Origin of the sequence: Phormidesmis priestleyi ULC007 (genome assembly GCF_001895925.1) — a bacterium.
In the GTDB taxonomy this organism is placed as follows: Bacteria; Cyanobacteriota; Cyanobacteriia; order Leptolyngbyales; family Leptolyngbyaceae; genus Phormidesmis_A; species Phormidesmis_A priestleyi_A.
Genome location: NZ_MPPI01000007.1, coordinates 164,688 through 178,153, shown reverse-complemented (window position 1 = coordinate 178,153; position 13,466 = coordinate 164,688). Strand labels below are relative to the sequence as shown.

Sequence of the window (13,466 nt, the reverse complement as noted above, 5' to 3'; positions counted from 1 at the left end):
GTTTATGGATGAGGGTCAATCACCGCATCTGATTTCAGCCTAAGCGATCGAGCCGGGTTTGCAGAATCTCGGCTTGCTTCTCAGCTTCTGCCAAAGCGTCTCGCGCCGTTTGCACCACGTCAGCAGGGGCTTTATCGACAAACTTGGCGTTGCTCAACCGTCCTGAAAGCGATTGAATTTCAGCTTCTACTTTTTTCAGATCTTTCTCGGTTTTTGCCTTGAGCGCCACCAAATCGATTAATCCTGCAAGCGGAATTGCAACTCGCACTGTTCCGACTACGCCGACGATCGTTTGGGCTGAGTCTTCGATCACGCTGGGCGGCACGTCGAAAACTGGCTCCAAATCATCAGGACGTGACCCGACTACTTCGGTTTTGAATTGCTCAATTTGGTCAAATAGCTGCTGGCGATCGTCAACCTTCCAGAGTTTTTGCTGAGTAAACCGAGTGGTGTAGCCAATGCCAACAAGTTCTAAAAACGTAGGCAGTAGAGGAATTTCGTGAACGGCTCCTAAAACACCCGCACAAGCTTTGAGAACAATCAGCGTCAAGAGAATGAAGCCGATCGTCAGCAAAACGCGCTGATGCTTGGATAGGAAGGTGGCGATCGAGCTGAGAAGATCAGCTTCAGAAAGATTTTCTGCACTTTCTAGGATTGACTGGGTTTGAGGGTGATTAATCCTCAGCGTTTTCACCTTCGCTAAATCTTGAATGTAAGGCTGACCTGACTTGAGAATGTGTTCTTCCTGCTCACTTTCGGTTTGCAAGATTGCCTGAATTTTGACTCCAGGCTTGATGTCTGCTTCGGCTCGAAGATTCCGAATCGTGCGAATCGTACCGATCAGAAGTTCAAACTGCTGCTCTAGGTCAGGGTTGATCAGCGTCGAGTCAGGCACCGGGTAAGTTTGAAGCGCCAAGGTTTTGCCTGAGTTTTCGTCATTTTGCGTGACGGTATGCCAAATCTCTTCGGTGATATGAGGCATAAAGGGGTGAAGTAGCTTCAGAGTCTCTTCTAGAACATAAGCCAGGGTTTGTTGAGCCACCTGACGAGAAGCTGTGTCGTTGCCCTGCAAGCGGGGTTTGACCAGTTCGATATACCAGTCGCAAAAATCGCCCCAGATGAACTCATATAACAATTTGGCAGATTCGCCCAAACCGTAATGATCGACCTGATCGCGAATTTGCTGAGTGACTTGATGGAATCGGGAAAGAATCCAGCGATCGCTCAGTTCCAACTTGCTTTTATCTGGAAATCCCAACTGTTCGGGTGTTTTGCCATCCAGATTCATCAACACAAATCGAGAAGCATTCCACAGCTTGTTGGTGAAGTTGCGAGAGGCTTCGACCGAAACAGATTCATCCGTCTTGCGGTTATATTCCAATCGAATATCTTGCCCTGCCCCAGTCACCTCCCGCACCAGGGTATAGCGCAGTGCATCGGTGCCATATTTGTCAATCAGAATTAGCGGATCGATGCCGTTATTAGAAGACTTGGACATCTTCTTATTATTTTCGTCACGTACCAAACCGTGAATATAGACGGTTTTGAAGGGCATTTCCCCGGTGAAGTGTTTTGCCATCATCGTCATGCGGGCAACCCAGAAGAAGATGATGTCAAAGCCCGTCACCAGCGTCGCAGTCGGGTAGTAGCGCTTAAAGTCAGGAGTTTTGTCAGGCCAGCCCAGCGTTGAGAAGGGCCATAAACCAGCAGAAAACCAAGTGTCGAGCACGTCAGGATCTTGCTCTAGCTGAACATTTTCGCCAAACAGCGCGATCGCTTTTTCTCTCGCCTCTGCTTCACTTCGCGCCACCATAAACGGAGTTGTATCGGTGAGCACGCCCCCGGTTTCGCTCACCGCATACCAGGCAGGAATTTGATGCCCCCACCATAGCTGACGCGAGATGCACCAGTCTTTTAAATTCACTAGCCAATCTCGGTAGACTTTTCCCCACCGATCGGGCACAAAGTCTGGCGAGTGTTTTTGATCGAGGTCAGCGAGAGCGGGTTCAGACAAGGGTTTGATTTTGACGAACCATTGTGTGGAGAGCAGAGGCTCGATCGGAACTCTGCCGCGATCGCTGTAAGGAACCGTGTGCTTATAGTCTTCGATTTCGCCCAGCAATCCTTCTTCTTCAAGCCGCTTGATTACGTTCTTACGCGCCACAAAGCGGTCTTGCCCCTGAAATTCGCCGCCGTTTTCGTTGATAGTGCCGTCTTTATTGAGAATGTTGATGAATTTTAGATTATTCCGCTTGCCCATCTCAAAATCGTTGAGGTCGTGAGCGGGAGTTACCTTGACGCAGCCCGTACCAAAAGCCGGATCGACAAATTCGTCACCGATGATCGGAATTTCTCGCTCCATCAGAGGCAGCAGAACTGTTTGACCGATCAGATGTTTGTAGCGATCGTCCTTCGGATTCACCGCAACAGCCGTGTCTCCCAGCATTGTCTCCGGTCGAGTAGTTGCGACTTCGACATAGCCATCACTCTGCACCAGTGGATATCGAAAATGCCACAAATGCCCGTTGACTTCCTGATTCTCAACTTCTAAGTCAGAAACCGCAGATTGACTGGCAGGGCACCAGTTCACCAGGTAGTTGCCCCGATAGATCAGGTTCTCATCGTAGAGCTTGATGAAGGCTTCTAGCACGGCTTTTGACAGCCCTTCATCCATCGTGAAGCGCTCTCTTGACCAGTCTACCGAAACGCCTAATCGTCGGAGTTGATTGACGATCGTCCCGCCTGATTCGGCTTTCCATTTCCAGGCGCGATCGAGGAATGCTTCACGCCCCAACTCCTGCCGAGTTTTGCCTTCTGCCTTCAACTGCTTTTCTAAAATCGTCTGCACCGCAATGCTGGCGTGATCGGTTCCAGGCAGCCAAAGCGTATTGTAACCACACATTCGGTGGTAGCGCACAAGTGCGTCAATCAACGCCGTTTCAAAGGCGTGTCCCATGTGTAGACTGCCCGTGACGTTAGGCGGCGGAATCACGACACAGTAAGGTTCACCGGGCGCGTTTGGGTCGGCTTTAAAGACCTGATTTTCTTCCCAAAACTTCTGCCACTTGGCTTCTGAGGCAGCGGAGTCATATTGGCTGGGCAGATTAGGGATCGTTGCAGTCATTGGAAGAACTTTGGGACTAGAGGGGGCGCTTATTTGTCAATGATAAACGTTCATATGCCCAGGGCATAAAGTGAATTGCTCAACGATAAAAATAGGTGCCTCCCGAAAGAAGCACCTTGTCAATGAGTCGTTGAATTTGAGACTCAAAAAGAACCAATTTAGTCAATAAAGCCCATCAAAGCAGGGGCATCATCAACATTGTTGGATGCGATCGGGCGTTGCCCAAACCCCATGTTGTCATTCATCAAGTCTGGGTCGCTTGCCATCACAGGTCTGCCATAAAGACCTTCGCCTTCGATCATTTTAATCTCGTCACAAAAGACCGGGCGGTTGTCTACCATTTCAAAGATGCGGAGGTGACTGGCCATGATCGGGCGATTAGTCAGCAAGGTGCCCACAATGTCTAGATGACTCGCTCCGATCGGGCGAATCCCTCCATCTTGAATCGTTCCGGCGATCTCGATGTCGCTGGACATGATGGGGCGGTTCCAAACCGAGAGACTAGGCTGATTGTGGAGTTGAATCGCTCCATTTTGCTCGGCTTCAGGGGTCACGTCAATAACGTCGGCGCTCATGGTTTCTTCCTTTGTGGAGTCAGTGATGTCTGGAGTAACTTCGTCGTTCGTTGTGCCGTTTGTAGCGACGGCGGGTTTGGAATTGGGTTTTGCACTCCGATCGCTGGCACCCCTTTGGCTATTTGTTTTATTTGTTCGGTTGACGACCATTGTTCTTTTTCAGTGACGTTAAAAGGGGAATTCCGAGGCGATCGAAGGGCAAATATCAAATTCAAATCTTAAGCAAACATTATAAGGTCAAAGCACCCCGCTAAATTCGATTGAATGTGCCAGAAGAACTTATGACTTTGATTTAGAGTTTTAATCACACAAAAAAGGGGACACGTATGGCATCCCCGATCGTCAAAACTACTTTCCAAATCTAGTACTGGATCAGCATTTAGGCGCTAACCGCAACTTTCTCCGGGGCGATCAATCTCTCATAGGTAGCTCGCATCTTCAGCCCAACCAGCACTTGAAATAAGCCAGTTCCATTGTTAGAGCCAGGATATTCACGGTGCTTGAGCAGTAGCTCAGTCAGTTCGCCAGTATATTTTGAGGAAGTTTTGCTCAAATGTTGCTCAATGTAGATGACTTCTTCGAGCTTGTCAAACTGACCATCGACTTCTAGAACCGAAACGCTATGACCATAGTAAGAATCAGGACCGTAATACATCTTGATTCCAGGATAGGAGCAGGTGAGCTTCCGTCCGCAAGGAGTCCAATGAATCTCGGAGCCTTCGTCAAACAGATAAGCAGCCTCAAAGCCCTCCACTTCATCTCGCTGAATCATCTGCACTCGCAGCACTTTCCGCTCCTGGTCATTCTTGATTAACTGCGTGGGCAGCACCTGAATGACCACATCTGCAAATCCTTTCTGAGGGTCAATATAGGCCTCAAAGTCAGGTTTACGAGCGTTAATCTGAGCCAACACATCTTCATAGGTGTGACCCCGTTCTGCCATGTCGCGCTGAATCTTCCAGGCGATTTTGACTTCATCGCTGATATCGAGATAGACGCTAAAGTCTAGCAAATTGCGAACCCGCTCATCATAGAGAGGATGCAACCCTTCGATCACGATGATATGGTTTGGCTCAATGACCTCGGCAGGGTCAAGTAGACCTGTCTCGTGATTGTAGATGGGCTTGTCAATCTTTTCCCCGTTTTTGAGCGCTTTAATTTGCTCATACATCAGGTCAAAATTATTGGCTCTAGGGTCTAGTGCCGTGATTCCGGTCTCTTTGCGCTGCTTGCGATCCAGACTGTGGTAGTCGTCTAGGCAGATAACGGTAACGAAATCTTCCCCAAACAGATCTGTCAATCGGCGCAGAAACGTGGATTTACCGCACCCGGAGTCTCCGGCAACACCGATTAAAACCACGCGGTCTGGCTTACTGATCATACGGTTTCCTCTAAAACAAAAAGTTTTCTACTAATTGGGTTCTTGAGTCAGCCAGAGCTGGGACGACTTTAACTTAAGCAAAAATCCAGCAATTTGATGACTGAATGCTGCCTATCTTAAGAGCCTGGTTTGGCTCAAAGCGTTGCAGTTAAGTATTTAGTACTACTTGCTAGGGCAGATCTTACCAAATCGTGATCCCCCTCACAAGCCTTAAGTAAATCTAAAATTTGCAAACTCTTCTAACTTTACGGGTAAGACGTGTATTTATGTCTATAGAGGGGCGAACTTAACTGGAATTTTATGATTTTAGCGATCGCCAAGTCTCCCTGAATCTGTAGAGTGAATAAGAGGAGCAACTTGCCGCCCACCAGTTTGGTAGAAAGGGCACCTTGCAGCACAATATTAAGTTGAGTTAGGTCGGAGATATTCAAAGCGATGTTCAATTCAAGCGCAACAGGTGCTGGCAACACACCCTCAGGTAGCCGCGTGTTTCGGTATGAAGTAGTCGGTCTGCGCCAGAGCCAAGAAAATGACCAGATGAGCTACCCCATTCGGCAAAGCGGCAGCACGTTTATCACGGTGCCCTACACTCAGATGAATGAGTTTATGCAGCGCATTACGCGTATGGGCGGCAAAATTGTCGGCATTCAGCCTTTAGAGGTTAATGGTGATTTTGCCGGAAAAGTTACCCTAGAACAGTCTGCAACCCAGGTTAAGCAGGAAACTGAAGCGCAAGGCACTCAAGCAGGAGAAAAGACTAAGCCTATGATTCAAGCAAAGGCTGCTGTCGCGACAGACATTCCCGTGAATATTTACCGACCCGCTAGTCCGTATGTTGGTAAATGTATTTCTAACGAGGAACTCGTCGCCGAAGGTGGAATCGGTACAGTTCGCCACCTGATGTTCGACATCTCTGGTGGAGACTTGCGTTATCTAGAAGGACAAAGCATCGGCATCATTCCTCCTGGCACTGACAAAAACGGCAAACCTGAAAAACTCAGGCTTTATTCGATCGCGTCAACTCGTCACGGCGATCGGGTTGATGACAAGACCGTTTCTCTCTGCGTTCGGCAGTTAGAGTATAAGCATCCTGAGACGGGCGAGATGGTCTATGGCGTTTGCTCAACCTATCTCTGCGGTCTAGAGCCGGGGGCAGACGTTAAGATCACAGGCCCGACGGGCAAAGAAATGCTGCTTCCGACTGACCCCGAAGCCAAAGTGATTATGATGGCAACTGGGACGGGGATTGCGCCAATGCGGGCATACCTGTGGCGGATGTTCAAAGATAACGAGAAAGCCGCCAACCCGGACTACCAGTTCAACGGCTTTGCTTGGCTGATCTTCGGCATCCCGATGACAGCAAACATTCTCTATAAAGAAGAGTTGGAGGAAATTCAACAGCAGTATCCTGATCACTTCCGTCTCACCAATGCGATTAGCCGTGAGCAGAAGAACAAGGATGGCGGCAGAATGTATATTCAAGACCGAGTGGCTGAACACGCGGCTGAACTGTGGCAAATGATGCAAGATGAGAAGACTCACACCTACATTTGTGGTCTTAAAGGCATGGAGGACGGCATTGATGCGGCTCTCTCGGCTGAGGCTTCAAAGGCGGGCGTTGAGTGGAAAGAGTTTCAACGCGCCATGAAGAAAGCGGGTCGCTGGCACGTGGAAACCTACTAATTGACTTGTATGGGTGGATTTCGATAGGTCTTAACGATCGAACAAGCCGGAGGAACTGATGAGGTTCTTCCGGCGTTTTGTCTGAGGGCGCTCAATCTTTTCTTGTGAATGCTGGCGCGATCGTAAGAAGCGGGAACAAGAGAGTTCTGGCTCCTTCTCCTAGGGAAGAAGGGTTGGGAATGAGGGCTGTCCGGATTCCTGCAAGAGGTCTACTCTTCGACTCGATAGCCCAACTCGGCAAGACGAGTGCGAGATTGTCGCCACTTGGGTTGCACTTTCACAAACAATTCTAGATAAACCTTGCCATCAATCAGTTTTTGCATCTGCTGACGAGCCGCCGTGCCGATCTCTTTGAGCATCGTTCCACCTTTGCCGATGATGATGCCTTTTTGAGACGGGCGCTCGACAAACACCGTCGCCCAAACGCGAGTAATCGTGTCTTCTTCTTGGACTCGCTCGATGCCGATCGCGACCGAATGCGGCACTTCTTCACGAGTCAGCAGCAAAATTTGCTCTCGAATCAACTCGCTCATAATGAAGCGTTCTGGCTGGTCGGTCACTAGATCAGGCGGATAGTAGTAAGGGCCCGGTTCTAGATTTTGAATCAAACTTTGCTGCAAAGATTCTAGCCCGTCTTCTGTGAGGGCAGAAAATTTAGCCACTGTCCAGTTGTGGTCTGTAGCGAGAGCGCGGTAGCTGTTGTCTAGAAATAGATCGTCTTCAGCCTGCTGATCGGCTTTGTTAAGTCCTAAAATGATCGGGATTTTAATCTCCTTGAGCAAATCGGCAATGTAGCGATCGCCCCCGCCTAAATCGACTGAACAATCCACCATAAACAGCAGCACATCGACCGAGTGAATGGCGATTTGAGCATTTTTGACCAAGACATTGCCCAATTCGTGATGCGGTTTGTGAATTCCGGGCGTATCGACAAAAATGATTTGTGCTTCTGGCGTAGTCAAAATTCCTCGCAGTCGATTGCGGGTGGTCTGCGCCACAGGAGACGTGATGGCAATCTTCTGCCCCACTAAATCATTCATTAAAGTGGACTTGCCTACATTGGGACGACCGATGATGCCCACAAAACCAGATTTGAACCCTGGTGGTGAAGCCGGAATCGTGTTAAAGCTTTCTTGCTCAAACGTTATGTCATTGTTTTTAGACATAGTTGAACCAATTGTGTTGTTTTGGATAGTGCTCAAAAAAACTGCCCCAGAAGTCGATAAAGTCAGACTGAAAATGAGTTGGTGGCGAGTAGCGACAAGTCTGCTGTACCACTGACAGCTTATTCAGTGTAGGAGATTATGGGCGAGACGAAGCGCATTGGTATTTTGACAAGCGGCGGAGATTGTGCGGGGCTGAACGCGGTGATTCGGGCAGTCGTGTTTCGGGCGATCGGCACCTATGGCTGGAAGGTTTTGGGCATCTCTAAAGCCACTCAAGGCTTAATGTCTCGCCCTCCAGAATTTGTGCCGCTTGATATTGAGAAAGTCGATCGGCTGCTCACTGCTGGGGGAACGGTCTTGGGAACCACCAATAAGGGCAATCCTTTTGCGTTTCCGATGGCAGATGGTCAACTCGTCGATCGCGCTCAAGAAATTATTGATGGCTATCACCTGCTGGGTTTAGACGCAATCATCGGCATCGGTGGCGATGGCAGTATGGCAATTTTGCGGCGATTGGCGCAGCAGGGCGGGCTAAATTTGGTGACGATTCCGAAAACGATCGACAACGATGTCGATATTACCGAATGTTCGATCGGCTTCGATACGGCGGTCAACACGGCGACTGAGGCGCTCGATCGCTTGCACTTCACGGCAGCCAGTCATTCTCGCGTCATGATCCTCGAAGTGATGGGACGAGATGCCGGACACATTGCGATCAGCGCCGGAATTGCAGGCGGAGCCGACGTGATTTTGATTCCTGAAATTCCTTATACGATCGCCAATATCTGCGGGAAACTGCGAGAACGCCAGGAACAAGGCAAAGACTACTCGCTGGTGATTGTGTCAGAAGCCGTGCGAACTGAAACCGGAGAATCGATCAGTTCGACCGATCCATCGGGGCAATTTCGCTATGGCGGCATTGGACAATATTTAGCCAACCAAATTGCAGTGTGCAGTGGCGCAGAAACTCGTGTAACCGTCCTGGGACACGTCCAGCGCGGGGGAACACCATCACCGCTCGATCGCTTGCTTGCCTCTGCCTTTGGAGTCGCAGCAGTGGATTTGATTGCCGAAGGACACTACGATCGCATGGTTGGGTGGCGAGATCGTCAGGTGATTAGCGTGCCGATCGCACAAGCGATCGCTCATTATTGCGTGGTAGATCCCAACAGCACACTGGCCAAAACGGCGCGTGGGTTGGGGATCTATTTGGGCGATTAATACTGCTTTTGGATAAAGATAGGGAGACGTGATGTATCGCGTCTCTACAGGAATTTCTATGACTTTGATTTTGACTAATGACGATGGAATTGATGCCCCCGGTATCCGAGCTTTGCTCAAGGCAGTGGATGGGGAAGGAATCATTGTGGCACCTCGCGATCATCATTCTGGTTGCGGTCATCAGGTGACGACGACAAAACCGATTCGGCTAGAGACGCGATCGCACCGTGAATTCTCGATCGCCGGAACTCCCGCTGACTGTGTGCGAATTGCCCTCAACCATCTCTGTTCCGATGTCAGTTTTGTGCTTTCTGGCATTAACGCAGGCGGCAATATGGGGGCAGATGTCTACATTTCTGGAACCGTCGCTGCCGTTAGAGAAGCTGCATTTCATCGAATTCCGGGTGTGGCAATTTCTCAATACAAGAAAGGAAAGCTGTCGATCGATTGGGATTTATCCGCCTTTTGGACGGCAAAAGTTTTGGCAGAGTTGCGCGATCGAACCCCCAAACCAGGGACTTTCTGGAATGTTAATCTACCTTATTTAGAAGTGGGAATTGAGCCAGCGATCATTTTTTGCAAACCTTGCACTCAGCCGCTTCCGTCTGATTTCCGGCTTGAAGACAATGACTTCTACTACTGTGGCGACTATGCTAAACGCAAGCGTGACGAAGGCTCGGATGTTGACGTTTGTTTGTCGGGCAGCATCGCGATCACAGAATTAGCGGTCTAGCGATCGTGAATTAAATATTGTCGGTTACTGGCAAGTTAATGGGCACGGCAGTGCCATGGCCGTACGTGGATTTTCGTTCTGATTTGATTTACAGTTTTTAGTAGCCTTCTTCTTCGTATTCGGGCTGTTTAACTTTCTCAGGGATTTTGAGTTCTTGAGGCGTATACGGTTCTTTGTCTTCGTCTTTCCAAGGATCTTCTTCCGGGTCGTCGAATTTGACTTCGGGTTCTCTCACCTCTTCAAACTCAGCCTCGGTGACATAATCCTCTTCGTCGTCATAGTCTTCGTCGTATTCTTCTTCGTAGTTATCTCGCTCGGTTGCCGCACTCCAGTTGTCTTCTTCTTCATTTTCGTAATAGAGTTCGGCACGACGCGGAGGCTCTTGACGCAGTGGCAATGGTTCTGGCTCCCAGTTGTCTTCGTTCCACGTTTCTTCGACAGGTTGCCGAACTTGGGTTTGAATCGGAGTCCGAACGCCGGAGGGAAGCTGATTTTCGGTGCGAATGGGAGCGAGATATTGCTCAGATTCGTCGCGCTCCCAAGGCGGTTTGCCGATGCCAAGCCGTTCTAAAATGCCGACACTAACCTGACTCATTCGCTCTTCGGCACCTTCGTAAACGATCAGCCGATCGGGTCCACTGCTGACAATTTCGTCAATGGGAAGTTCGTAAGTGCTGACAATTTGATCGGGGATCAGCGGTAGCCCGATCGAGGCAATGGTCAGCGTATCGACTTTGCCACTGTCAATATTCAGCCGGAAACCCCGGACTTTGCCGAGCAGTTCACCCGTCTCGGTAATCACTTCAGAGTTAATCAGGCTGCTATAGCCGTCGAGATCAACGTCTTCAATCGCGTTTTCGTCATCGACTAAAATCACATCGCCAATTTGCCGAATCTTGGACAGCATCATCGGTTGAGGGGTGCCATAGAAGAGATTTGGGCGGATGCTCAGGGCGACGACTTGTTGACGATCGACCTCGACCCACAGTTGGCTAACCACTCCCAGTCGTTTACCTGTGGTGCGAGTGATGACCTGTGTTCCCAGGAGATCGGAGCGTTGGCGAAATTCTTCTGTCATTGGGTCCCGAATCCTATTCGTGCAAATGCTGTCAACATCAAATCATATAGAGGCACTTTGGGGCAGCTTTATCCCCAGAACTTGGGTATATGCGCCTCGTGCCTGAGTCACGCCGATCGTTCGTTCAGCAGATTCAATCATCGGACGACGCAGGCTCACCACAATAAATTGCGCTTGTTGTGCCTGCTGTTTGATCATTCTAGCTAATCGCTCTACGTTTGCCCCGTCAAGAAACATGTCTACTTCATCAAATGCGTAAAACGGCGAGGGGCGATATCGCTGAAGGGCAAAGATGAAACTGAGCGCTGTTAAGGATTTTTCGCCTCCAGACATTGAGGCAAGTCGCTGGATGGGTTTACCTTTGGGGTGAGCCACCAGATTTAAGCCACCGTTAAAGGGATCTTGAGGATCTTCGAGTTGCAGATGCCCATCGCCGTCAGAAAGCGTGGCAAAGATCGCCTGAAAGTTAATGTCTACAGCATCGTATGCTTCTTTGAAGGCTCGTTGCCGTAGGGTAGTGAAGTTCTCGATTCGCAATAATAATTCGGTGCGCTCTTCTTGGAGGGTTTCTAGCTTCTCGGTGAGTTCTTCAAGTCGGGATTGGGTGCGATCGTATTCTTCTAACGCCAGCATATTCACAGGCTCCATTGCCTGAAGGCGTTTTTGCAGCGATCGTAGCTCGTGCTGAAGCTGAGACAAATCGGGCGCAGGGTCAGGAATCTCTGGCAACGGGTCGGGAAGCTCGGCTTGTTGGTCGGTGAGTTGCTCGTGCAGGGCGGCAACTTCAGTCCGACGAGTTCCCTGAGTTTCTTGAACTTTACCGCGCTGCCAGTCAAGCTGCTGCTGACGGGTTTGCAAGTCTCGCAGTTGACGATCGACGCGATCGCGCTGCTGACGTTCTGATCCCAGAGTTTTTTCTAATGCGGCTAAGGCGGCTTGCAACTCAGCGATATGTTGGCTGACTTCTAGTTGCTGGTTGCTGAGAGTAGACTGCTGCTGTAGCTGTCCGGTTTGCTGAGTGCGGTGTTCCTGAATTCGCGATTGCCCTTGCTGGATTTTTTCTTGGAGGCGTTGACGCTGATTGTCTAACTGGAGAAGTCGTTGTTCGACGGTGCGGAGGGCTAATTCTTTTTGATTGAGATCAGATTCGAGCGATCGGATTCTTAGTTGAATTTGCTGCCACTCACTGTGCGTTTGCGATTGCTCCAAATCCGCTAAGGTTTGCCGCAGTTGTTCTAGCTGAGTTTCTTGAGTGGGAATCTCGGTGTCTAGAACTTGTAAGCGAGTTTGAGCGATCGTCAGTTCTTGAGTGCTTTTCTGAAGCTGCTGACTGAGTTGGGATTGCTGAGTTTCTAAGCGCTGAATTTCGGTTTGAACCTGATCGGATTTGAGTTGAAGTTCTCGATGCTGCTGACGAGCTTCTGTAAGGTGCTGCATCGCTTTTTGGTGGGCGATCGTCGCCTTTTCTAGCGCATCCTCACATCGAAACAGAATCGCATCGATCACTTTAAGGCGTTCTTTCAATGTCGTAATTTCGGCTGACTCACCCGCGTCCACCGTGCCAAACCGAATCGGCGATCGACCCCCAGAACTACCGCCCGTCATGGCTCCGCTTTGCTCAAGCAATTCTCCATCAAGCGTCACGATTCGATATTGCCCGATATATCGTCGAGCGTCGCCCATTGCCTGAAAGACCACCGTGCTGCCAAACACATAAGAAAACACTTCCCAATAGCGATCGTCACACTCAATTAAATTAATCGCAAAGTCAACACAGCCCCCCATAGATCGCAACGTGCTGGCAGAGGGAGCTTTTCCGGCTCTGATTTTGTTGAGCGGCAGAAATGTGGCTCGTCCGGCGCGTTTTTGTTTGAGAATCTCAATCGCGGCAGCGGCGATCGCATCATCATCCACGACCAATTGACCTAATCGCCCGCCTGCCGCCGTTTCTAGTGCGACTTGATAGCGCGGTTCCACCCGTCCAAGTTGGGCGACGAGTCCGTGTACGCCTGACATTCCCATTTTGAGAATCACTTGCGTGGCGTGGGTGCCCTGAGCTTCTTGAATCGCCTGGGATTGGGCTTCTAGCTTGTCTAACGTGCGCTGTTTGTCTCGCTGCTCGTTTAATAGTCGCGTTTGCGTCTCTTTCTGAACTTGTGCCTCCTGCTCGGCAGCAGACACCGCCTGCGCGATCGACTGAATTTGAGGGGTAGCTTGCTCTAGAGACGTGGCGAGTTGAGTTTGTTCGGCTTGTTTTTCGGTGAGTTGGTGTGTGAGGGTTTGCTGCGATCGCGTCTGTTCTTGAATTTGTCGCGCAAGCTGGCTGGCACGTTCTTGCAGTTGCGCTTGCTCGGTGCGTTTGGGTTCTAGACGGGTCAGTAGCGTGTCAATTTGGTGCCGCAGTTCAGTCTGCTCTTGCACCCAAGCCTCAGCGCTGGCGGCGGAAGCATTTGCGGCCTCGCGGCTCACCTCTAGCGTTTGTTTTGCGTCGTCTCGTTGCTGCCG

General features: G+C 50.0%; 11 protein-coding genes. 4 read left to right on the top strand and 7 right to left on the bottom strand.

What is annotated here, in order from left to right; all coding sequences use genetic code 11:
- Positions 1-34 precede the first annotated feature (34 nt).
- The gene (locus tag BRW63_RS08680; RefSeq protein WP_073070492.1) at positions 35-3,124 is read right to left on the bottom strand and encodes a valine--tRNA ligase; all 3,090 of its coding nucleotides are present in this window, start codon (positions 3,122-3,124) and stop codon (positions 35-37) included.
- Between the two features lie 158 nt (positions 3,125-3,282).
- A complete protein-coding gene (locus tag BRW63_RS08675) occupies positions 3,283-3,699 on the bottom strand; it encodes a hypothetical protein (protein ID WP_143162029.1) in 417 nt (138 codons plus the stop codon).
- Between BRW63_RS08675 and BRW63_RS28220 the strand changes: the two genes are divergently transcribed.
- Entirely contained in the window at positions 3,698-3,865 is a 168-nt protein-coding gene (locus BRW63_RS28220; RefSeq protein ID WP_181314387.1) for a hypothetical protein, read from the top strand. The two genes, BRW63_RS08675 and BRW63_RS28220, sit on opposite strands and share 2 nt — an antisense overlap.
- 213 nt (positions 3,866-4,078) lie before the next feature.
- On the opposite strand, the gene BRW63_RS08670 is transcribed toward BRW63_RS28220, so the two are convergent.
- Positions 4,079-5,080, bottom strand: coding sequence for a phosphoribulokinase (locus BRW63_RS08670; protein ID WP_073070490.1), 1,002 nt, complete (start codon positions 5,078-5,080; stop codon positions 4,079-4,081).
- Positions 5,081-5,325: 245 nt separating this feature from the next.
- On the bottom strand, positions 5,326-5,511 hold the full coding sequence (locus BRW63_RS08665) for a hypothetical protein (RefSeq protein WP_143162028.1): 186 nt from the start codon (positions 5,509-5,511) through the stop codon (positions 5,326-5,328).
- Between the two features lie 4 nt (positions 5,512-5,515).
- Here BRW63_RS08665 and petH point away from each other — a divergent pair, with 4 nt between their 5' ends.
- Positions 5,516-6,763 (top strand): ferredoxin--NADP reductase, encoded by a 1,248-nt coding sequence (gene petH / locus BRW63_RS08660; RefSeq protein WP_073070488.1) that lies wholly within the window; start codon positions 5,516-5,518, stop codon positions 6,761-6,763.
- A gap of 209 nt (positions 6,764-6,972) precedes the next feature.
- Here the strand turns inward: petH and era are convergent, their stop codons facing one another.
- On the bottom strand, positions 6,973-7,929 hold the full coding sequence (gene era, locus BRW63_RS08655; RefSeq protein ID WP_073070487.1) for a GTPase Era: 957 nt from the start codon (positions 7,927-7,929) through the stop codon (positions 6,973-6,975).
- Between the two features lie 138 nt (positions 7,930-8,067).
- Between era and BRW63_RS08650 the strand changes: the two genes are divergently transcribed.
- Positions 8,068-9,150 carry an ATP-dependent 6-phosphofructokinase gene (locus BRW63_RS08650; RefSeq protein ID WP_073070486.1) on the top strand — a complete coding sequence of 361 codons (1,083 nt, stop codon included), beginning with the start codon at positions 8,068-8,070 and terminating at the stop codon, positions 9,148-9,150.
- A gap of 58 nt (positions 9,151-9,208) precedes the next feature.
- Complete coding sequence (surE, locus tag BRW63_RS08645) at positions 9,209-9,883, top strand: 5'/3'-nucleotidase SurE (protein WP_073070485.1); 675 nt, start codon at positions 9,209-9,211, stop codon at positions 9,881-9,883.
- A 97-nt stretch (positions 9,884-9,980) separates the two neighbouring features.
- Here surE and BRW63_RS08640 read toward each other — a convergent pair whose 3' ends face one another.
- Positions 9,981-10,961: a PRC-barrel domain-containing protein gene (locus tag BRW63_RS08640; protein ID WP_073070484.1), complete on the bottom strand. Its 981-nt coding sequence runs from the start codon at positions 10,959-10,961 to the stop codon at positions 9,981-9,983.
- A gap of 42 nt (positions 10,962-11,003) precedes the next feature.
- On the bottom strand, positions 11,004-13,466 hold a 2,463-nt coding region (gene smc, locus BRW63_RS08635; RefSeq protein WP_073070483.1), incomplete at its 5' end, for a chromosome segregation protein SMC.

Excerpts from the sequence above, each read along its gene's own strand:
- BRW63_RS08680 (WP_073070492.1), bottom strand. The coding sequence starts at position 3,124 with ATGACTGCAACGATCCCTAATCTGCCCAGCCAATATGACTCCGCTGCC.
- BRW63_RS28220 (WP_181314387.1), top strand. The coding sequence starts at position 3,698 with ATGGTTTCTTCCTTTGTGGAGTCAGTGATGTCTGGAGTAACTTCGTCG.
- BRW63_RS08675 (WP_143162029.1), bottom strand. The coding sequence starts at position 3,699 with ATGAGCGCCGACGTTATTGACGTGACCCCTGAAGCCGAGCAAAATGGA.
- BRW63_RS08670 (WP_073070490.1), bottom strand. The coding sequence starts at position 5,080 with ATGATCAGTAAGCCAGACCGCGTGGTTTTAATCGGTGTTGCCGGAGAC.
- petH (WP_073070488.1), top strand. The coding sequence starts at position 5,516 with ATGTTCAATTCAAGCGCAACAGGTGCTGGCAACACACCCTCAGGTAGC.
- era (WP_073070487.1), bottom strand. The coding sequence starts at position 7,929 with ATGTCTAAAAACAATGACATAACGTTTGAGCAAGAAAGCTTTAACACG.
- BRW63_RS08650 (WP_073070486.1), top strand. The coding sequence starts at position 8,068 with ATGGGCGAGACGAAGCGCATTGGTATTTTGACAAGCGGCGGAGATTGT.
- surE (WP_073070485.1), top strand. The coding sequence starts at position 9,209 with ATGACTTTGATTTTGACTAATGACGATGGAATTGATGCCCCCGGTATC.
- BRW63_RS08640 (WP_073070484.1), bottom strand. The coding sequence starts at position 10,961 with ATGACAGAAGAATTTCGCCAACGCTCCGATCTCCTGGGAACACAGGTC.